The following is a 21731-nucleotide window of genomic DNA, read 5'->3' as shown; positions in this document are numbered from 1 at the left end:
ACTCAATCAAAAGGCGGATAGGGTACCTGTCCCGTCCGCCTCGCATAATAGAAACTTGATGAGATTGTATATCATTACACATCAGATACCTGCATCAAGAGGGCGTTAATCATGCCCCTTCTACTAGTAATGACACTTGAGAATCAAAAAAGGACACCCCACAGTGAAAATATTTAATTTCCCCAGCTCATTCCGAGCGGAATAATGATCAATTGGGCATTTTAAAATTCAACAGAGCGATGGATATTGGCCTATCCCCATCGCCCTGCAAATAGATCAGCGGAAAACCTGGCCTTACCAGATCACAGCCGATCAGAACTGGTATTTCAGGTTCGCCATGATTCTACGCGGCTCTGCAAATGTGGTGTAATTCAGGCTATCTACAGTGGCATAGTAACGACGGTCAAACAAGTTATTCACAATCAAGTTGAGCTCTGTTTTTGTATTGATCTGGTATTTTGCCGTCAACCCAACGATCGCCAACCCGCCACGCTGGATGTCATAGTCGGTTGCATCCTGATTGTACAGTCGGCCATACGCACGAATATTGCCCCCAATGCTCCAGTCAGTGCGGGGGATACGATAGTAACTTGCCAAGCTTAAACTATGCTTTGGCAGAGTCGTCATGTAACGATCGCCTTTTTGCTCCCCTGAACCATATTCGCTGTGCACATAGGTGTAGCCTGCGGCTACATTCCAACCGGCACTAACCTCGCCATTCAGGTTGAACTCAATCCCTTCGCTGACGATCTTGTCTGCGGCTTTATAGCAATTCCCTTGGCAAATATTGCCCATATCAAAAAGCACCGAGGTATCGATCCTAGCGAGATTGGTTTGCTCGAGCCTGAAAAACGCTGCCGCTACATTCAATTGCTTGTTCAACAATTCGCCCTTGATACCCACCTCGTAATTGATGCCGACCACAGGATCCACACGGCTGCCACTGGCGCTGCGATTATCCTGGGGTTTGAAAATGTCGGTATAACTAGCATAGATCGAATATTTATCATTGAGGTCGTAAACCAGCCCGGCATAAGGCGTGACTACGCCTGTTTCCGTTTGCCTTCCCGTTCCCATCAAGTCGGAATAGCGATACCAGCTAACGCGCGATCCCAAAATTAGCTTGAGTGAATCACTCAGGTTGAATCTTCCCACCGCAAACATCCCATGTTGCCGAATGACCTCATCACTGCCATACATGCCACCGGGCAGTGGCGTTACCACGGTATTAGGATCAAATTCATAGCCATTAGGAATGGTTGCTGCCAACATATAGTCCGTTCCCTTGGTTTCGGAACGCAACTTTGACCCGTTCATGCCGAATGTCACTTCGTGCGTGCGCCCGAACAATGTCACTGGTCCAGAAGCGTATATATCCAGCGCATCCGATTTCATATCTCGCGTTAGCTTGACGTTCTGGAATAGGCGTAGACCGGCCCCCGTTACTGGATTGAGCCGGCCACTCAACCAGCTGTCTTTTGATTGATAAACATCGGTCATACCCCGCATGTAAGTGGCTTTCAGTAACCAATCATCAAACAGCTTTTGCTCAATACCCACTGTATACAGCGTGTAATTCTTATTGTTCTGGCTATCGGGATTGCCAAAGAAAGAAGAACGTTTAAGACCAGCATCACTGCCATCTGCAGCATATGGCACACCCAGGTGGTGACGCCCCAGGTCTTTCTGGTATTGCATACTGGCACTTATCAAAGTCGTTGGCGTTATATCTGCTTCAAGTACACCGTACGCACCTTGCTTGTTATTGAAAGCATAATCGATAAAAGAATTGCCATCATCCACCAAGGCAACAAACCGGCCTCGCACCTTGCCGGACTCAGTCAGCGGACCTGAAACATCGCCTACCCAGCGGCGCTGATCCCATGAGCCGACTTGCACTTCCATCCGTGCCTGAAACTCCTGAGTGGGACGCTTGCGTACCAAGTTTATTGTACCGCCAGGAGAACCTGCGCCGTTGAGCAAGCCCGAAGCCCCTTGCAACACCTCCACCCGGTCAAGAAAGGCATTGTCGATCAGAGGATTTCGATTGGAATCACTGATACCTGCTGGATTGAGCATACCGTCGTACTGAGATTGCATGGCGAATCCACGGCTGTAATAGTCATTGCCATTCGCACCCCGCTCGTACACAAACACCCCGCTGGCCGCCTTCAATGCATCATCAACAGATATCATTCCAAAATCATCCATTTGCTTGCGGCCGACAACCGTCACGGTTTGCGGGGTTTCTCGAGGTGATAGTGCGAGTTTGGTCGCAGTGCTGGTGTATTTCGCACGATAAGAAGAATAGCCTTCAGTAATTTCATCGCGCTCTGACTGTGCTGCCACACTTACTTCCGGCAATGTCTCTTCTGCCGATTTCTGCAATTGGCTGGTCGTGACAGCTTTCAAGGTAAAGCGCCCTGGCTGCACCTCGACAGCCTGTAGGCCGCTGCCTTGCAGCAGCGCGTCAAACCCTCGTTTGACGCTGTAATTGCCTTTCAGGCCCTTAGTCGCCAGACGCCTAGCCTGCTCCGCATCGAACGACAGCACCACGCCCGCCTCCCCGGCAAAGCGGCTCAATGCGCTACCCAGCGCTCCGGCTGGAATATCGTAAGCGCGCACCGCTTCGCTTTCTGCCGCAATAGCGGGCGATACGAACATTCCCAAGGGCAATGTGGCAAGGCTGAAGGTCGTTGCCAGTATGGCACCTAGCATATTGCGCTGCAGTTGATGGTGATGGATGGCTTTAGATGGCCGTTTCATTTCGTCTCCCTTTTCACTTCGTTTCCCTAGAATGAATCGCTTCATGGGATTGGTCGGACGAAATCAGGAAAGGGACAATCCAAATAGAAAGTTTTAAGTTTTATTGAAATAATCAGGAGACAGGGCGCAAGGTGACCCAATAACGAGTGAAATAATCAATCTGCACTTGCGGCAATGCAGTCTGGATCGCTTCCAGCGCGACATCCGTATCCTCCAACGGAAAAGCACCTGAAATCCGTTGCTCTGCTAGCTGTAAATCACACCGCAAATATCCCCGGCGATAACGGTTCAACTCTGCAACCAGGTCTTCAAGTCGCCAGTCGGTCACCACAAGCATGCCACGCTGCCAGCTTGTTTCATTGCCAGTCAAGGCAAGCAACGACCCTATGGCATGATGGCTCATCGTGAGATGCTGCCCCGCAGACACAGTGTAGAAAGGCCCCCCATTGGCAGGACTCACCTCGACCGCATGCTGCATCACCCCCAGCCAGGTAGATGCTGCAAACTGCCTGACCATAAACTGCGTCCCCAATGCGCGCAAGCTAGCCTGTGCAGTCTTTACAATAAACGGCCGCTTCTGCGCCCCAGCACCGTGGCCCGTGTCTATATAGATTTCACCTTTGACCAGTTGCACCATACGCAGATGCTGATCAAAGACAATATTCACAGCACTATCCGAATTGAGAATAAGGCGAGTGCCGTCTGCCAACTGCCATTCCCTGCGCTCGCCAATGGATGTGCTGTAATCGGCCAGCACGGCCTGCCATGGTGGCGTGCGCCAACCCTGATAGGCAAGGGGACAAGCAACTGCCGTAATACCCAGTCCTTTGAGCAAGGCCCGGCGCCTGGCATGCATGTCCTCGGCGCTGACCTGTAGCACATGACGCGTCATCTGGCCCGGTGCTACCGACAATTGCTGCTGCAAATGCTCCACGCGCGACCAGGCCCATTGCTGCTCCCAACCTTGCTCAAGCCAGTGTTGCCACGCCAGCTTTTCCTCCATCGACACTTCTCCTGAGCATAATTGGCTATACCAAAGGGAAGCCTCGCGAATCACCTGGCGCGCAGTATGGGGATCAGGGGTCAAGGTTTCAGTCATGTCAGTGAAAACAGCAAACAATGCTCTATAGCGCGTGCCATATATTTCTTGATGGAACTAACAGACAGATTCATGCGCTCGGCAATTTCCTGATACGTCAGGCCATCAAGCTGTGATAGCAAAAATGCCCGGCGGGGCTTTTCACCCAGAGCGTCCAGCATGGCATCTATCTCACACAAGGTTTCGATCACTATCGTGCGCTCTTCAACGGAAATCTGTACCGGCTCTGGCAAACTAGCCAGCGCGTCAAGGTAGGCACGCTCTAATGCACTGCGCCGAAAATAATCCACCATGACACGCCGAGCCACCGTGGCCAGGTAAACTCGCGGCTCCAATATGCTCTTGGCATTGCGCGCCGCAATCACTCTGATAAAGGTGTCATGGGCGAGGTCAGCGGCATTTTCTCGGCAATGCAATTGCCTGCGTAACCACGAACGTAACCAGCCATGATGGTGGGCATACAGCTGTTCCACCTCAGCTTGCAAGGAGGGGTCTGGAAGATTGGACTGCAACGTGGACATGCGCTCTGGAATCCGCAGATGGTCTGCAAATAAGAAGCATTATATTCTGTGTATCTAAAAATGAGAATGATTTACGGAATACCCTCAGCTCTGCCGGTCTCATTCCTCATTTCAAGACTAGGCTGCCTGTCGTGCTACTCCCTATCTGTGGCCCGCATAATACAAAACCCCCTCCATATTATTTCTGGAAGGGGTCATGGATACTCACTACGCTTGTAATTAGAAGCTACCTCGCAAGGTCAGCATGAAGTTGCGTGGCTCACCAAAGAAAGTTTGCCTGGTCCAGCCCTCTACTTTGGAGAAGTATTTTTTGTCGAACAAGTTATTACCGGTCAAACTGATATCCCAGTGTGGGTTGATACGGTAAGCAACCTGTAGGGATGCTAGTGTATAACCTCCCTGTTTCCAGGTTGTGCCGCTATCAACCGCATAAATACCACTATTGATATTGAATCCTCCACCGATGCTCCACCCCTGAGTTGAATCTCCAGTAAGCTTGTATTTGTTCCATACCTTTAACAAATGCTTGGGATTATTAGGCGCAAATTTAGCGCCTTGCAGCGTTTCTTCTGCATCCAGATACTTGGTGTCGGTATAAGCATAACCTGCTGTCAGGTCCCATTTTGGCATGATGCGGCCACTGATTTCGCTTTCAAATCCCTGACTGCGAACCTTACCTGAGGCCAGGGAGAAATCCGGATTGCTCGGATCACTGACAGGACGGTTCTCATCAATGATGCGGAAGATGGCAGCATGCATATTCAGGCGCCCCTGATCAAACTCACCTTTGATCCCCAGCTCTCCCTGCTTACCCACCCGCGGTTTCAATATGCTGAAATCCGCCTTCTGGGAAGTTTGCGGCACGAAGATGTCGCTGTAACTGCCATACACAGAGAACTGCTGATTCAAGTCAACAATCAGACCGGTATAAGGCGTGAATTTCTGCGTGATGTTTTCAGAGGCAAGTGGATTATCCCTGGTTTCCGTTTTCCAGTTACTAAGCCTGCCGCCCAGTATCAGCTTGGTATTCTCCAGCACCTGCAGAATTGCGCGGCCATAAATACCGGTCTGGGTAGTCTTGGTAATACTAGGATCATCAAACACAAACTCAGGCTTGGCAATGTCATCGTTGGGATTGAAAATATTCTGTGTCGGTCCACCCGCATAGGCATAATTGGTCGAGAATCGGTAAATTCTCGAGTTCACGCCTGCCATGAATTGATGCTCACGACCCAGCATCTCTATGGGCTTGCTCACATAGGCATCCACACCATAATCATGGGAACGTGTCTTGGCACTTAAAGACCGAGTGGCAAAGTCACCAGTTGCACGGTTAATATAACCATTGCCATTGATGAATTCCACATCCATATCCCTGTCCATGGCGCTCAACCGAAGCTTGGCTTCACCGCCAGTCTCAAACTTATGCTCCAGCTCAACAAAATAACTCTGGCTGTGCTCAGTTTTTTTGTCCCAACGTGCACCAATAAATGTTGAGCGACTGATATTAGTAGGATTGCCACCATCCAGATAGGTTGGCAAGCCGATAGTAGGCACAACATCCATGCTCTGCAGAGTAATGCCTGCTGAGAGAGTGGTACGCGGGGCCAGGTCATATTCGAGAGTGCCATAAAGCAGGGGTTTACGCGAGTTAACATGGTTAATGAATGACCCACGATCATCATACATAGCCACCAATCTTCCGCGTAATCTGCCTTCGCCATCCAGAGCACCCGTGACATCAAACTCTCCACGGTAGGTATCCCAGGAACCAGCGAGGAAATTCGTCTTGATGGCAAACTCTGACAATGCTCGTTTACGCACCAGATTAATCGTGCCTCCAGGCTCACCCGCGCCTTGCAGCAACCCTGCGGCACCACGCAACACTTCAACGCGATCATAGGTAGCTAGGTCAAAGCTGCTGTTGCCCCACGTTCCCTGGTCGGTATTGACTGCAATACCGTCCACTTGAATGGCCTGGATCTGGTAGCCCCTCATCATGAGGCCGCTAGTTCCACTACCATAACTCACCACCGTCACACCTGTCGTCTGTTCCATTGCCTCAGCCACAGTGGTCATGTTTTGATCTTCAATCCGCTGACGCGTGACTATGCTGATTGATTGTGGGATATCCCGTAGACGTTGCTGCCCTTTGCCCATGGATACCAGGTTGGAAGTATAGGATTGGCTATTTTCCGTGGTGGCATCCGCCTCCACATTGGCTGATACAGCCACTTCTGGCAACACAGCAGGGTTTCCCTGCATGCTGGTAGTCGGCACTGTTTTCAATGTGTAACCGCCATCAGCGGTGGGTGCCACTTGTAAGCGGCTATTTAGCAAGAGTGCATCAAACCCTTGCTTGAGGGTATAGCTGCCCTTGAGACCATTGCTGCTCTTGCCTGCGGTCAATGCGGGGTCGAACGATAACACCACGCCCGTTGCCTGGGCAAAACTGTTAAGTACGCTGGTGAGCGATCCTGCGGGAATATCGAAGCTACGTAGACTTTCTGCCTGGATCGCAGTGTCGGCATATACCGATTGTGAGGCAAACGCGATGAATGAACATGCCAGCAGCACCTGTATGGCAAATGCCCCCGGTTTCTGCTTGAGATGAAATGACTGCATTGAAAAACTCTCCCTGAGTGTTGTATTCAATATTGATGACGCACCAGACTCAAGTAGGGACAGTAAATGGGAAATATTTTTATTTATCGACTTTAATCATGGTCAGCCAGGGAGTGTATTGCGTCATGCTGACCGAGGTAGTATCTGCCAACACCTTGAGGGTGCGGGCAGTGTCATTCAGCGCGAATACCCCTGAAACATGGATATGAGCCATCGCTTCTGCATTGAAATACAAATGTCCACGGTGATAGCGTTGCACTTCGCGCAAAACATCCGCCAGCGGCATATCGTCGGCCACCAGCTTGAACTGTGTCCAGGCCATCTCGGTCTGGAGATCCACCTGCGCCTTACTGACTGCCAACTCCTGTTGCAGGCGAGTTGAATCTCCCGGTTGCAGAGTCACACATGCTCGCTGCAGATTGCATGCTTCCACGCTGGATTCAAGCACTGTCACCTGCGTCACCTTCCTCTGCCGCCTGACGGCATATTGCGTGCCCAATGCCCGCGCCATGCCTTCAGCAGTTTCAACGATGAATGGCCGTTGCTTGTCCTTGGCTACCTGAATCAGCATTTTGCCTTGCAATAATTCCACCTGGCGTTGCCCGGCGCTGAAATCCACATTCACCGCACTATGGGTATCCAAGGTAATAAGGCTGCTATCCGCGAGTTGGATTACGCGCTGCTCGCCTATGCCAGTGCTGTAATCCGCCATCATGACGCGAGCTGGCTGGGTGTGCGCCGTCAATCCTGCGATCACGACCACAATAAGCACCGACAATATGCTGGCTGCCGTTTTCACACGTTTACGGCGCGCTGGCTTGATTACGGCATTTAATGTGGCCTTACCTGGGACATCCTGCACATGGTCAAAACTTGACCAGAGCTTTTCCATGCGGGCATAAGCCTCGGCATGCTTCATATCGACATGGCGCCATTGCTCAAACTCTTCCTGTTCTGCTGCACTGGCCTGACCAGAATGCATATGCGCATGCCATTGTGCAGCCTGCTCGATAATGCTGGGAATGTGGCTGGATGAAGTCATCAGACGAACACATCATTGCTGTGCACAATGTCATGGCAATGCACCATGGCCTGGGCGATATACTGCTTGACCATGCTGCTGGAGACGCCCAGCACAGTGCCAATTTCAGGATAGGTCAGATGCTCCAACCGGCTGAGCATGAACGCCTGGCGAGGCTTCTCGGCCATAGTATCCAGCATGCCGACAATCATGGTCAGGGCCTCCATGGTCAACAAGTGCTGCTCGGGGGAAATGGCATGCAGGCCATCCTGCGACAAAGCCAACGCCTCCATATAGGCCTGTTCCACTTTTTGCCGCCGCGCCTGGTCGATCATCAAGCGCGTTGCCGTGGTGGTGAGATAAGCTCGCGGCGTTTTCAATGCCGCCAAGTCCACTCGCGATACCGAAAATATTCGGCTGAACGTCTCCTGCGACAAGTCAGCCGCTTGGTGACGACAACCCAGCTTATGGCGTAGCCAACTCTGTAACCAGCCTTGATGGTCAAGATACAGGGTGCGCAACAGCTCAGTGTGGGAAGGTGGGATTGCCGAGGACATGGCAGCAGGAGCAATGCTCAATGAACAAGAATGGTTCTCATTTTATTCTCTGAGACACAGATTAAGCAATAGAAATCCACCCACCCGTTTTCACACGAGAGGGTAGGTCTTAGCAAGACAGGGAATTAGAATGTATAGCGGGCAGTCAGCCTGGCACTACGAGGTTCACCGTACACATCGGTTGGCCCCCATGCCACACCATTGGCAATGCTACGGTAATAATGCTTGTCGAGCAGGTTGTTGATATTGAGCTGCAGATCAAGCTTGGGACTGACTTTATATCCCACGATCACATCAAGAACGGCGTAGGCCTTTTGTTGCACCGTAGCAACCGAACCAGCTTCAGATGCCGACACATGCATTCGGCTTTGCTGGTACACATTCGCCCCAACACGCCACTGCTCAAGGTCGCCAAGCAGATGATACATGGTCGTCAATTTGAACATATGCTCAGGCAACTTCGTATCAAAGCGGTCGCCTTTCTCATAAGAATTATCCTTGATGTACTCGGTATTGGTATAGGTATATCCCGCTCCCACTTGCCAGTTAGGACGCAGAGCTCCTTGCAGTTCCATATCTACACCCCGGCTACGCACCTCACCTGATGCCTCATAGCAGCTGGCACCGACCAGACATTGGCTCACATCCCTGACCAATCTTGCACGATTGTTCTGGTCTATCTGGAACAGGGCAATGCTGGTATTGAGTGTGCCTTCAAAATATTCACCTTTAAGACCGATTTCATAATTCTCGCCGTCAATCGGTCTAAGTACGTTGCCGCTCCTGGCAACACTGCTTTGTGGACTGAAAATATCAGTGAAGCTCGCATACAGCGAATGCTGCCGATTGATATCGTAAATCAGGCCCGCATAGCGCGTGACATTGCGTGTGACCTTGTAACCAGAGGTATCACGATAGTTATCGAACTCGTACCAATCCAGACGTGCACCCAATATGAATTTCAGCTGATCAGCCACATTAAAACGCGCTGTTGCATAAATACCATCTTGGCTAGTACGTGTATGTCCTGTGCCGGTATAGGAAAGATTGGGCTTGGCAAGACTGCTTGGACTCCAGTTGTACACATTGACATCATTACTGATGTAAGCAGTACTATACTCGCGCGGATTGGAATCAAACTGGTTCCGGTTGGCCCCGATTACTACCTCATGTCGACGCCCAAACCAGTCCACATTCCCATTGACTGCCAGGTCGTAACTCGAGGCCTTGTTATCCTGTTGACCACGCCATGCCCAGTGCTGCCTGTCCACCGTTGCACCAGAAGTATCGCTATACATATAGGTGCCCAACCCATCAATCTTGGACCATATGTTTGTGGCATTAAACTTCATCTTCCAGTCATCATTAAACTGGTGTTCTAGAATTGCGAACACGCTGTTCATTTCCTGATCTAGGTATTCCCAATTTGCCGCGAGGGAAGTGGAACGCTTGAGATTGAAATGCTTGCCGCTTTGATCAACCGGTAAACCGCCCCACCAAGTGCCATTGCTACTGTCCTTCTGTGAGAACGCACCCACGGTAAGCGTTGTTTTCTCGGTTAAATCTGCTTCCCCAACCGCATAGAAAAGATGATTGTCATAGCTTTGGCCTTCCCGGAAGCTACCTGAATCCTGCAAAGAAACGACAGTACGTCCGCGTAATGTACCAGCATCATTCAATGATCCCCCCACATCCAGGATGCTGCCGTAATTATCCCAACTACCAGTATAGGCAGTCAGCGATGCCTTGAATTCACTGGTCGGCCTCTTGCGCACCAAGTTGACCGCTGCTGATGGGTTCCCCGCGCCTTGCATCAAGCCTGTTGCACCCCGTACCACTTCAACCCTGTCGTACATCGCCAGATTGGCCTGTGCACTGGGAACAAAAGAGGACCACGGCATCAATGACCCGTCATACATGATATTGCTTACACCAAATCCACGCGCAACAAAATTAGGGCGTCCCGGACCATCAGTATTACTCAGGAAGATACCTGGTGTGCTCTTGATCGCATCGGTGATATTCAGCATGCCCTGGTCATCCATGCGCTGGCGTGTGATGACGGTCACGGATTGCGGTGTTTCACGGATGGATAATGGCAAACGTGTCGCAGTATTCATCGCCTTCGTGGTATAGGAGCTGCTGCCCTCTGTGGTGCCATCTGACAGGCTAGTCGACTTGACCGCCACCTCTGGCAAGGCATTATCCTGCAACGCGCTACTCACTTGTGCACCTGTACGGATAACAAAGCCGCCTGCCTCATTCGCCACGACTTGCAAGCCAGTCCCTACCAGCGCTTGCTCTATCGCCTGCCGCGGTGAATAACTGCCGCGCACGGCACCAGCGCGTTTACCCTCGACCAGTTTAGGATCAGCGACGATGTTCTGCCCGCTACGCTGTGCAATCTGGCTTAATGCATCTGCCAAGACCACGGTCGCAATATCATATTGCTGCACGACTACCGCAGTGGCAGGTTCAGCTGCCACTGCAGCGGATGCAGGAAATGCGGAAGCAATCGCCATTGCCAGCAGGCAAGGGCGTAAAGAATAGAATGACATGAGATGGTTCCCTGAAATAGTAATTTGAACTTCAATATCTTTGTCCAACAAGCTCAGGAAAACCCCTCATTTTTTCTTAACATTTTTTGATCAATTTTGCGTAAGTACTAAGGATAAGCCGGAGGAGTGTGGGTGCTATATCATTCCGGACGAAAGCCTGGCACCTTACATTGCATCACTGATGCTCACACTATTTGATATCAATGCTTTACCACCCACTGACAAGCGTATTTAAAGAAGATCAATCATGGTCAGGACATTTCCATAACGCTTGATGGTAATCGGCAATACCGCCTGCAGGGAATATAACGCCTGTCCGACATCATCCAGGCGAAACATGCCAAACACCCGCAGGCTGGCAGCTCTGGGTGAAACCCTGATCCAGCCATGATGATAGGCACGTAGACTCTCCACCACTTCCGCAAGACTCTGGTTGCGCACATCCAACATGCCATGAATCCACGCTGAACGGGCCATGAAATCCGACACCTTGCGTTGCACATGCGCTGCATCAAACCAGGCCGCCTCATCATGCCCTAACGTCAATGTCTGCTGTTCGGTATTGACCAACTTCACTGCCTGCTGCTGCACCATGACAACACTTTGCTGCGCCGCAACCAGCGCGAGCAGATGCGAACCACTGACCACATGCACCACGCCATGCGGCGTTTGCAGCAACAATGGACGCACGGCATCAGATGCCACCTCAAGCAAGCATTCGCCACTGTGGAGGCGCAGCACTCGCTGCGTGTGCGTGAAGTCCACATCCAGTGCAGAGCGCGCATTCAACCGGACTTGTGTGCCATCAGCCAGCATCATACTGTGCCGTTCGCCGGTGCCCGTGACATAGTCCGCATTGAAATGGGCGAGCGGAGTCACCCGGTTAACCAGATACCCAGTACCTGCGCCCAGCACTACCACTGCCATCCCACCTCGTAGAAACTTACGACGCTGTGTAGAAATTTTTTTATTGGAAATAGCTTGATATACCGCGCTAGCATGTCCGGCGTGCTGATAACCCAGGCTTTGCATCTGCTGAAAACCAGTCAAGCTCTGCGAAATCTCATTCCATGCAGTGCGATGGCCTGGATCGGCTTCCAGCCACTGATGAAATTGCAGCTGCAAGGCTTCATCAACATCACCCGCTTCCAGCCTGACCATCCAGTCCACAGCCGCTTCAATCACTGATGACGGAATCTCGTTCTGCAGCACCGACATCAGGGCACGTCCCGCAAACGGGCTTGATGACAATGCAAAATGGCCTGCTTCATATAGCGCTCGATGGTGGCCACGGAAAGATGCATTTCCTGGCTGATCGCCACATAGGTCATGCCTTCCAGCCGATTAAGCAGGAACGCCTGCTTCACCTTTTCCGGCAGGCCATCCAGCTGGCGGTCTATGATCAGGATGGCCTCGCGTAATACAGCATAGTCCTCCTGTGACAAGCCCAGATGTTCCGGCATATGGGACAGCGCATCCAGATAAGCAGTCTCCAGCTCGCGCCGCCGCCAGAAGTTATAGAGTTCACGCTTGGCCACTACCGTGAGAAAAGCGCGCGGCTCTACTACCTGTTCCAATTGCTGTGACTTGAAAACCCGGATAAACGTATCCTGTGCCAGATCATCGGCTTGCTGCGAGCCATCCATTTTTCGTCGTAACCAGCTCACCAGCCAGGAATGGTGACTGCTATACCATTCACTCAGCAGGTTCCGGCGTGATAATGAATCATGGCCCATCAGGATACTGCTCCAACCAGACAAAAAGAAGGCTGGCAACATTGCCAGCCTGTGAAGGACATCATTGGCGGAGAAAGTATGTGCCAAGAATGCATAAGTGCTATCGTCTGTTAAATAAGAATCATTGTCAATAATATTCTCATCATATTCAAAAAAGATGATACCGGTTGGAAGTATTACGCTGAGATTCATCAAGGCAGTGTGCCGCCATTATTTCATTTGTCACACTATCATCATTTTCTCAACACGAACTCTTCATAAATCCCATCTAAGATGAACTCGTAGCTTGGTTATATCATCCATCCCCCCGAAGATTACGATACACCCCGGCTGCCCGGCCCCGAACTTTCGGGGCCTTTTCATTGCTGCTATCAATACGCGAATATCACCACGGATCAATTTTAAAACGAGCATGAAAAAGCCCTCTTGCGAGGGCTTTTTTATTCACATGGTTATACTCAGAAAGTGCCGCGAACTGTCAGCATGGCGCTTTGTGGTTCGCCATACCACATGCCAGCTGCATTGGTGTAATAGCGCCTGTCGAATAGGTTGTTGATATTCAGTGACGCGGTCCAGTGCTCATCAACACGATAGCTTGCATGCACATTCCACACACTATATCCGCCTTGACGACGAGGGATGTCCTCACCCCAGTATGTATCTGCAGAAAGCTCGCTCTGGATGGTGACACCACCACCTAGAGTGACCTTGTCCAAGCTTCCAGGTAATCGATAGGTCGCCCAGCTACGTAGTAAATGCCTCGGATTGAAAGCACTGTTATAGGGCCTGCCTTCATCCAGAGTAGGGATACCGTTCGCATCCCTATCCCGGACAGTTTTGGTGGCGTTATAGGTATACCCGGTAAACAATTGCACACGCGGCAGGATTTCGCCATTGATCTCGGCGTCAAACCCCTGGCTTTTGACCTTGCCACCATTGATGGAGCAACCGCCTGATACTGGAGCACCTGGACATATGGTTGGGTTGTTCGGATCTATTTGTGCCAGATCATCCATGACGATACGGAACACGGAGAATGATGTATTCAACTTGCCATCGTTCAGCTCGCCCTTGATGCCCGCCTCATAATTGCTGCCCATGGCGGGCTTGAGCGGGTTGCCACTTGCCGTGAATGACTGACTTTGTGGGCGGAAAATATCGGTATAACTGCCATACAAGGACCATTGCTCATTCAGCCGCCAGATTACAGCGGCATACGGCGTTACTTCATGTGTCTGTTTATACGCGCTACCCCCCGAGTTATTGAAGTCATACCAGCTTACGCGGCCACCCAGAATCACTTTCAACGGTTCAAGCAACTGCAGCTTCAGGTTGCCGTATATCCCCTGCGTGGTCTCTTGATCCGAGTAATTGCTATACGCACCGCGATACAGTCTTGGGAGCGCAGACAGATTAATCGCATTGAGATTGACCGCAACCGGCGTGCTGTAGAGGCTCTCTGCTGACTTGGATGAAGGGACGGTACTTTTTTGCCAGTTAGCCCCGACAAAGAGCGTATGCTGTTGGCCCCAGGCATCAAACTTGCCCTGCACCTGGGCATCCACCCCCTTGCGACGATATTGCGTGTCTTCAAATGCAATACCCGTCAATTCAAACCCGCTGAGCGTCGCCGGGTTGACATTGCCGTTCGTCATCATCGTTGCATCCTGGCGATTGCTACTTTGATACGTGCCACTCACCTTGACCGACCAGTCATCATTGAAATGATGCGTCACATCCCCGAATACCTCTTTGACTTCGCTCTCAAACCAGGTCCAGCTTGGTCCAAAGGCGGTAGAACGCGGCAGTTTTATATGGCTGCCATCAGTGGTCACCGGCAAACCACCAGCCCAGCGCCCGCCATCCTGCTTGAAATGCTGATAGCGGATACCAGCTGCGGCTACTGTATGCTCACCCAGATCGGCCTCAAGGATGCCGTAGAACAAAGGCAGCCGGGTCTTGGCTTCATCATAGGAGTAATGGCGATCCTCATAGCCCGCGACCAATCGCCCACGCAAGGTCCCACTTTCGTTGATCGGCCCGGTGATATCCCCATCCAGGCGGTAGTAATCCCAGCTGCCAGCCCGTGCGGTCAATTGAACCTGCTTTTCAGCCAGGGGCCGTTTACGCACAAAATTCACCGTGCCGCCCGGGTCACCATTCCCAATCAGCAAGCCTGGGGCACCACGCAAGACTTCCACACGGTCAAAAATGGCGGTATCCGGCGCAATGCCCAAACCGCCGTAATATCCCATGGGCACGCCATCGGTCATGAAACTGCTAATTTCAAATCCGCGTGAATAGTAGACAGAATGTCCATAATTGCGGAATTCACGCGTCACACCAGTTGTCTGGGTTAATACGCTATCCAGGGACGTCAGGTTCTGCTCGTCCATACGCTGGCGCGTCACCACGCTGACAGACTGTGGCACATCTCTCAGGGATTGCTCTCCCTTGCCGATAGTCACAGCCCGCGCAGCATAGGATTGGCTGCCTTCCGTCATGGCTTTTGATTCTCGGCTCCTGGCAGCCACCACGCCAACTTCGGGCAAGGTGGCACTGGATTTGGTATTGCTAGCAGGGCTGTTGAGGGTAGTTGCCTTGCGCAGCTTCCAGTTGGCGTTATCATCTACAACCGCCTCAAGACCACTTCCTGTCAACAAGCGGCTGAAGCCGTCCTTGAGGCCATAAGACCCTTGTAAGCCCTCACTCTGCAACCCGCTGGTCAATGCAGGATCCAGCGAGAGATTAACGCCACTCCGACCAGCGAAGCTAGCCAGTGCTTTATCTAGCGGTCCTGCGGGAATATTGTACTGCTGCTTGCTGCTTATCGCGGATGGTTCAGCGGCATATACCTGCATGCCCATTGTCCCTGTGGCCAGGACCCCAAATACCAGCCGCAAGGCGATCATGCTGCCCTTGAGCTGGTAAGCCTGTGTGTTGTTGCGTTCTTGCATAGATCATCCCTGTTCATTGGTTTTGTCGTGTTTACATTCCCAATGTCAGGCGAGCGCAAAAAAGGGGACAAAGTATCAGAATCTTTTATCTGGGTAGCAAGCGGGAATACAGCGAAACCGGACAGACGCTACTCTCTGCCAGCAATCGTCACCCAATACCGGGTACGCCACTTCAACTGCACAGGCAAGGTGTTGTGCAAGGCAGCCAGGATACGATCCGTATCATTCAGCTGGAAAACGCCAGACACTTCGAGGTGTGCCACTTCAGGCGCACAACGCAAGACCCCGGGCCGATAACGGCCAAGCTCGGAGATGAATGCATGCAGCGGCATTTTATCGACATAGAGTATGCCGTCCGCCCAGGCAATATGTTTGTCATCCAGAGGCTGGATTGCGTGAACTTCATTGGCGGATAAACTGGATTGCCTGCCCGCATGAAGGATGCTGGCCCTGGAGATATCCAGGGCTGGACTGGCTTCCACAGCGCCTTCCATCACAGCAAGCTTGGTCACCCCATCTTGCTGCCTGACCGTAAACCGCGTACCCAATGCGCGTAAACGTCCTTCTGGCGTATCCACCACAAATGGCCTATGCACCCGTGCGTTGTCCGGGGCAGTCTGGATCAGGATTTCTCCCGCCAGCAGCCTGACTTGTCGTAAATCGCCACTAAAATCCACATCAATGGCACTGGCGGTGTTGAGCAAGATGCGGGTGCCATCATCCAGCACCACCTCCCTAAGCTCGCCGGTAGCCGTACGGTAATCCGCCATCCACTGCTGCCAGGGAGTATGGCGATAGGCCAATATCCCTGTAGGCATGGCGACCATCAGCAATGTCAGGGGCTTGATGAAATCCCGGCGACTGATGCGCTCATTGCGATCCAACACGGGCATGCCAAGTTCAGAAGGGATATGCGCCAATTTGCGCGCCAGCTGTTCGGCCTGATGCCAGGCTTGCTCATGTTCCGGGCTGCTTGCACGCCAAGTAGCAAGTTTGCGGCGCTCGCCCTCCGTCATCTCACCCGAATGCCACAATGCCAGCCATTTGGCGGCCTGGCGGATTACTTCACGACTTGGGGCAGGGATGGTGAGGTCGCGACTCATACCATGGCCAGCAGGCATTGTTCAAATGCCAATGCCATATAACGCTTTACCGTCCGGCTTGATATTTCAAGCTGGATGGCAATCTCATCGTAGGTGAGGCCATCAAGCTGAGAAAGCAGAAAAGCACTTCGTGCCTTAGCTGGCAATCCATCCAGCATCTCGTCTACCTCATGCAGGGTTTGCAGGATCAGAAGGCGCTGCTCGGGGGAGATTGCCTGGGGTTCAGGCATGATGGCAAGCGCCTGCAGATAGGCCTGCTCCAAGGTTTGCCGCTGGTAATGATTAGCAAGAAGGCGTTTAGCTACAGTCGTCAGGAAAGCCCGTGGTTCCTTGATCCCAGCCAATTCGCTATGGGATGCCAGAATGCGGGTAAACGTGTCATGCGCAAGATCATCGGCCTGATTGGTACAGCTGAGTTTGCGACGCAACAAGCTCACCAGCCAGCTATGATGCGCTTGATAGAGATCCCCAAGGATGGCATTGCGGGAGACAGTGTGGTCGGGTATGGACATTCGCTAGCAGGCAATAATGTTAGGCTGCAACCAGCTATTACCACCACTGGTCAATCACAAGATAGCGAATGGTTATGCAAATAATAACCATTGTCAATAAAAACAATGACAAGCACTGGAATACGTCATGACAACGCACTCCAGTGAATGAATAGCGACTTAGAAGTTACCGCGCACTGTCAGCATGACGCTTTGTGGCTCGCCATAAAATGTTTGCAATGCATCCAGGTAGTAACGTTTGTCGAAAAGATTGTTGATGTTTAACGCCGCTGACCAGTGATCATCAATTTTATAGCTGGCTTGCGCACTCCAAACGGAATATCCACTTTGCTGACGCCTGATGTTAGTTCCAGTGATATAGGAAGTTTCACTTTGTACAAACACCCCTCCACCAATGGAGACACGATTCAAGTCCCCAGGCAGCTTGTATGTATTCCACAGGCGTAGTAACTGACGTGGATTATGATCTCCTGCCAGGCGATTAGAATTCACGCTATCGAATTGGGCTGTTTCATACTTGGCAGAGTTAAAAGTATATCCTGCAGACACTTGCCAGCCAGGACGCATCTCGCCATTGACTTCTGCTTCAAATCCCTGACTTTGCATCTTGCCACCATTGATTGAACAAGCACCTCCAGTAGGTGAACAATTGTTTCGATTCAAGGGGTCAGTAATTGCATAATTATCCTGAACGATACGGAATACAGTGAATGAAGTATTCAACTTACCGCCATATAGTTCACCTTTTATCCCGGCTTCATAGTTAGTACCAGTGGAGGGACTCAACGAGCTGCCACTAGCCGTAAAACTGTTACTTTGAGGCTTGAAAATATCGGTATAACTGCCATACAGTGACCACTCATCATTGATCTTGAAGATCAATGCTACATAGGGAGTGACCTCATTAGCCTGCTTGTAAGGCGCGCTGAAAGTGCTCTCATACTCATACCAACTCACACGCCCGCCAACAATCAGCTTGAGCGAGTCAACAAGTTGCAGTCTGGCGTTGCCGTAAACACCTTGCCTGGTTTCTTTGGATGAGTTGGGCACACCGTAAGCACCACGATACAGCCTGGGAACCTGGGACAGGTCTAGCGTATCCAGATTGATCGCATATAGTGGAGAATATGCTGTGCGTGCACTCTTGGTGGACGGTGTTTCATTCTGTTGCCAGTTTGCCCCCAAGAATAGTTCATGCGTTTGGCCCCAGCCATTGAATTTACCGTTAACTTGAGCATCTAGTGCTGTAGTTTCATACTGCACTTTCTGGAATTCCACACGGTTATATGCCACACCTGTCATGGTCTGTGGGTTTACCAGGCCATCATTGGTACGAATGATTAGATCATCTCTATCATTTCGCTGATGCATGGCACTCAGTTTAATCTTCCAATCATCATTGAAATGATGCGTCACATCACCAAAAATTTCCTTGGTCTTGCTCTCATACATTGTCCAGCTTGGACCCAATGATGTAGATCGTGATAAATTAAGGTTACTGCCATCTATAGACATCGGCAAACCGCCCCTCCAGCGCCCGCCGTCCTGTTGATAGTCCTGATAGCGAATACCAACAGCCGCCACAGTGTGGCGCCCTAGATCCGCCTCAAGAATGCCGTAAACCACAGGCAATTTCGATTGAGCTTCATCATGGAAATAATGCCTGTCCTCATATCCAGCTACCAAGCGTCCACGCAGGGTTCCACTCTCATTGAGCGGGCCTGTAACATCACCATCCAGGCGATAATAATCCCAGCTCCCAGCACGGGCAGTGATCTGAATCTGTTTCTCCGCCAAGGGACGCTTACGTACCATGTTAACCGTGCCACCTGGGTCACCATTACCAATAATCAGACCAGGGGCACCCCGCATCACTTCTATACGGTCCAGTATGATGGTATCTGGCGCGGTACCTATACCGCCATAATCACCTGTTGGCACACCATCCAGCATGTAATTGCTGATTTCAAAGCCCCGTGAAGCATACGTCGAATGCCCATAACCACGTAATTGTTTGGTCACTCCTGTCGTCTGCATCAACACACTGTCCAATGTGGTCAGATTCTGGTCATCCATGCGTTGCCTTGTGACAACAGTGACGGATTGCGGCGTTTCACGTAGCGATTGCTCACCTTTGCCTATGGTGACAGCCCGTGCAGCATAAGATCGGGTACCTTCACTCATGGCTCGTGAATCACGATCCAGAGCAGCCATGACGGTCACTTCAGGCAAGGCGGTACTACTAGAATGTGTCGATTCTTCGCGTAACTGGGTTGCTTTGCGCAACGCATAACCCGCGCTTGTTTTTTCAGGGGCATAGCCCGTACCAGCCAATAGCAGGTTAAACCCATCCTCTATGCTGTATGTCCCTTTAACGCCTTTGGTATTCAGCCCTTTGAGGTTCTGGGCGTCAACAGACACCGCAATCCCGGATTGCTGGGCAAATTTGGTCAGTGCAGGTGCCAAAGGGCCGGCAGGAATATCGTACTGTACGTTGGCTGCTGCGTTATCTGCATAAGCGACACTGGGGGTCACCATTGCAGCCGCGGGAATGAATGCAAGCTGTAAAGCCAATATGATGGGGCTTAAGCTGAAAGTAGTACTGCTGGAGAATTGCATGTTGTCATTGATCCTGGAATGAAGTGTTCAATTACCAAGACACTTGGCAAATGAAAACTGGAACCATTCAGGGAAAATATTCTGGTACCCCTCGTCATACCCAGCCAATTGAACGACGTTACAGGGATTAGGGATGGGGATCGACCAGCACGAACCAGGGGGTATAGCTGCGGACACTTAGCGGGAGACTGTCGGCAAGCAATTGCAGCGCATGATCCGTGTTATCCAGCGGCAATACCGCGGTAACGCGATATGCATGCAACTCATCAGGGTTAAACTGTATATGTCCACGCCTATGCCGTGAAAGGATAGCCAGGACATCCGATAGTGGCTGATCCTGCACCACCAGCTGGTGCAATTTCCAGGCATCATTCAGGCTGTCAGCATCAATCGTGCTGATAGACCCTACGCCATCTTGCTGGAACACGACACTTTGCCCCTGCGTCACTAAAGTGCCAGCCGCATGGTCAGCAAGTCCGCTGTTGACCATGACCTTGGACTCCAGCATCGCCAATGCCGTGGCATGATCATGATGACTCACCACAAACCGCGTCCCCAGCGCAGTGATGCTGCCATGCTCGGTTTTCACCACAAATGGCCGCGCAGCATCCTTGGCTACATCGACCAGGATTTCACCCTGCACCAGACGTAGCACCCGCTGATGTTGATCAAACTCGACATCAACCGCGCTGTTGCTATTGAGTGTGATGTGGGTGTTATCGGCTAATGTCTGGGATTTCCATTCCGCAGTTGAGGTACTGATATCCGCCATCAAATAATCCAGCGGGTAATGCTGTAATGCTATCCATACAGGCAGGCAAAGTGCGAGCAAGGTGAAGAGGGCGCCCGCAATCGGCTTGGCTTTGTGACGGCGCTTGCTCGGTGTCATCCCGGCCTTGAGGGCCGCATGCGCTGGAGTGCTGGCATGTTGAAAACCTTCCAGTTGCCCAATCAGGCCCTGCATCTGCTCTACCGCTTGTGCATGCCTGGGATCAGCCTGCTGCCAGCGGGCAAATGCTGCCTGCGTATCTGCACTGCTTTCATCAGAGAGCTGGATCAACCATTCGGCAGCCTGCTCGGCAATGTCTGTGCTGCTGGCACTCACGAGGCAATAGTCTGATCTTGTCCCAATGCAGCATGGCAATGCACCAGTGCCTGCACCAGGTATTTCTGGATCATCTTGGTCGAAACCCCCAATGCCGCAGCAATTTCGGCATGGGACAGGCCATCCAGATAGCGTAGCAAAAAGGCCGTGCGCGGTTTGTCTGCCAACCCTTCCAGCACGGCACTGATTTGCGCCAGGGCTTCGACGGCGACCAATACTTGTTCAGGAGAAGGCGCATGATCTTCCCCTAAAGCGATCAAACCCGCCAGGTAGGCTTCCTCTATGGCCCGGCGCCTGGCCTGGTTTATCAATAAATGCTTGGCCGTCGTAGTGAGATATGCGCGCGGCTCTTTGATGCTAAACAGGATATCGCGCGAGGACAGGATACGGGTAAACGTGTCCTGCACCAGATCTGCCGCTTCATGTGGGCAACCCAGCTTTTTACGCAGCCATGCAAATAGCCATGCATGGTTGTCTGTATACAGGTGACTGAGGCGCTGGGCCGCGGACGGCTCGGAAGAGGGCATGAAGGAGAAAGTAGATTAAGCAAGT

15 protein-coding genes are annotated in these 21731 nt (G+C 51.6%); all 15 read right to left on the bottom strand.

All coding sequences use genetic code 11. The features are described 5' to 3' along the window. Positions 1 to 312 precede the first annotated feature (312 nt). On the bottom strand, positions 313 to 2766 hold the full coding sequence (locus LG201_RS11180; RefSeq protein ID WP_226772286.1) for a TonB-dependent siderophore receptor: 2454 nt from the start codon (positions 2764 to 2766) through the stop codon (positions 313 to 315). 112 nt (positions 2767 to 2878) lie between these two features. After that, the gene (locus tag LG201_RS11175; RefSeq protein WP_226772285.1) at positions 2879 to 3865 is read right to left on the bottom strand and encodes a FecR domain-containing protein; all 987 of its coding nucleotides are present in this window, start codon (positions 3863 to 3865) and stop codon (positions 2879 to 2881) included. After that, positions 3862 to 4386: a sigma-70 family RNA polymerase sigma factor gene (locus LG201_RS11170; protein ID WP_226772284.1), complete on the bottom strand. Its 525-nt coding sequence runs from the start codon at positions 4384 to 4386 to the stop codon at positions 3862 to 3864. The genes LG201_RS11175 and LG201_RS11170 overlap by 4 nt, the downstream gene beginning before the upstream one ends. 219 nt (positions 4387 to 4605) lie before the next feature. Continuing rightward, positions 4606 to 7011, bottom strand: coding sequence for a TonB-dependent siderophore receptor (locus tag LG201_RS11165; RefSeq protein WP_226772283.1), 2406 nt, complete (start codon positions 7009 to 7011; stop codon positions 4606 to 4608). A gap of 79 nt (positions 7012 to 7090) precedes the next feature. Then, positions 7091 to 8053: a FecR family protein gene (locus LG201_RS11160; RefSeq protein WP_226772282.1), complete on the bottom strand. Its 963-nt coding sequence runs from the start codon at positions 8051 to 8053 to the stop codon at positions 7091 to 7093. Continuing rightward, positions 8053 to 8589: a sigma-70 family RNA polymerase sigma factor gene (locus LG201_RS11155; protein ID WP_226772281.1), complete on the bottom strand. Its 537-nt coding sequence runs from the start codon at positions 8587 to 8589 to the stop codon at positions 8053 to 8055. The genes LG201_RS11160 and LG201_RS11155 overlap by 1 nt, the downstream gene beginning before the upstream one ends. A 125-nt stretch (positions 8590 to 8714) precedes the next feature. Next, entirely contained in the window at positions 8715 to 11147 is a 2433-nt protein-coding gene (locus tag LG201_RS11150; protein WP_226772280.1) for a TonB-dependent siderophore receptor, read from the bottom strand. 231 nt (positions 11148 to 11378) lie between these two features. Then, positions 11379 to 12365, bottom strand: coding sequence for a FecR family protein (locus tag LG201_RS11145; protein WP_226772279.1), 987 nt, complete (start codon positions 12363 to 12365; stop codon positions 11379 to 11381). Continuing rightward, positions 12365 to 12925 (bottom strand): sigma-70 family RNA polymerase sigma factor, encoded by a 561-nt coding sequence (locus LG201_RS11140; RefSeq protein WP_226772278.1) that lies wholly within the window; start codon positions 12923 to 12925, stop codon positions 12365 to 12367. Before LG201_RS11140 ends, LG201_RS11145 begins: the two co-directional genes overlap by 1 nt. 416 nt (positions 12926 to 13341) lie before the next feature. Continuing rightward, on the bottom strand, positions 13342 to 15840 hold the full coding sequence (locus LG201_RS11135) for a TonB-dependent siderophore receptor (RefSeq protein WP_226772277.1): 2499 nt from the start codon (positions 15838 to 15840) through the stop codon (positions 13342 to 13344). A 128-nt stretch (positions 15841 to 15968) separates the two neighbouring features. After that, on the bottom strand, positions 15969 to 16943 hold the full coding sequence (locus LG201_RS11130) for a FecR domain-containing protein (RefSeq protein ID WP_226772276.1): 975 nt from the start codon (positions 16941 to 16943) through the stop codon (positions 15969 to 15971). Then, on the bottom strand, positions 16940 to 17455 hold the full coding sequence (locus LG201_RS11125) for a sigma-70 family RNA polymerase sigma factor (protein ID WP_226772275.1): 516 nt from the start codon (positions 17453 to 17455) through the stop codon (positions 16940 to 16942). Before LG201_RS11125 ends, LG201_RS11130 begins: the two co-directional genes overlap by 4 nt. Positions 17456 to 17614: 159 nt before the next feature. Continuing rightward, positions 17615 to 20074, bottom strand: coding sequence for a TonB-dependent siderophore receptor (locus tag LG201_RS11120; RefSeq protein WP_226772274.1), 2460 nt, complete (start codon positions 20072 to 20074; stop codon positions 17615 to 17617). 127 nt (positions 20075 to 20201) lie between these two features. Continuing rightward, positions 20202 to 21179, bottom strand: a complete 978-nt coding sequence (locus LG201_RS11115) for a FecR family protein (protein WP_226772273.1) — start codon at positions 21177 to 21179, stop codon at positions 20202 to 20204. Next, positions 21176 to 21706: a sigma-70 family RNA polymerase sigma factor gene (locus LG201_RS11110; RefSeq protein ID WP_226772272.1), complete on the bottom strand. Its 531-nt coding sequence runs from the start codon at positions 21704 to 21706 to the stop codon at positions 21176 to 21178. The genes LG201_RS11115 and LG201_RS11110 overlap by 4 nt, the downstream gene beginning before the upstream one ends. Positions 21707 to 21731 lie beyond the last annotated feature (25 nt).

The sequence above is a fragment of the Methylobacillus gramineus genome, assembly GCF_020532675.1.
GTDB classification, from domain to species: domain Bacteria; phylum Pseudomonadota; class Gammaproteobacteria; order Burkholderiales; family Methylophilaceae; genus Methylobacillus; species Methylobacillus gramineus.
Note: the sequence above shows the minus strand (reverse complement) of the source record. Positions and strands in the feature narration are given on the sequence as shown.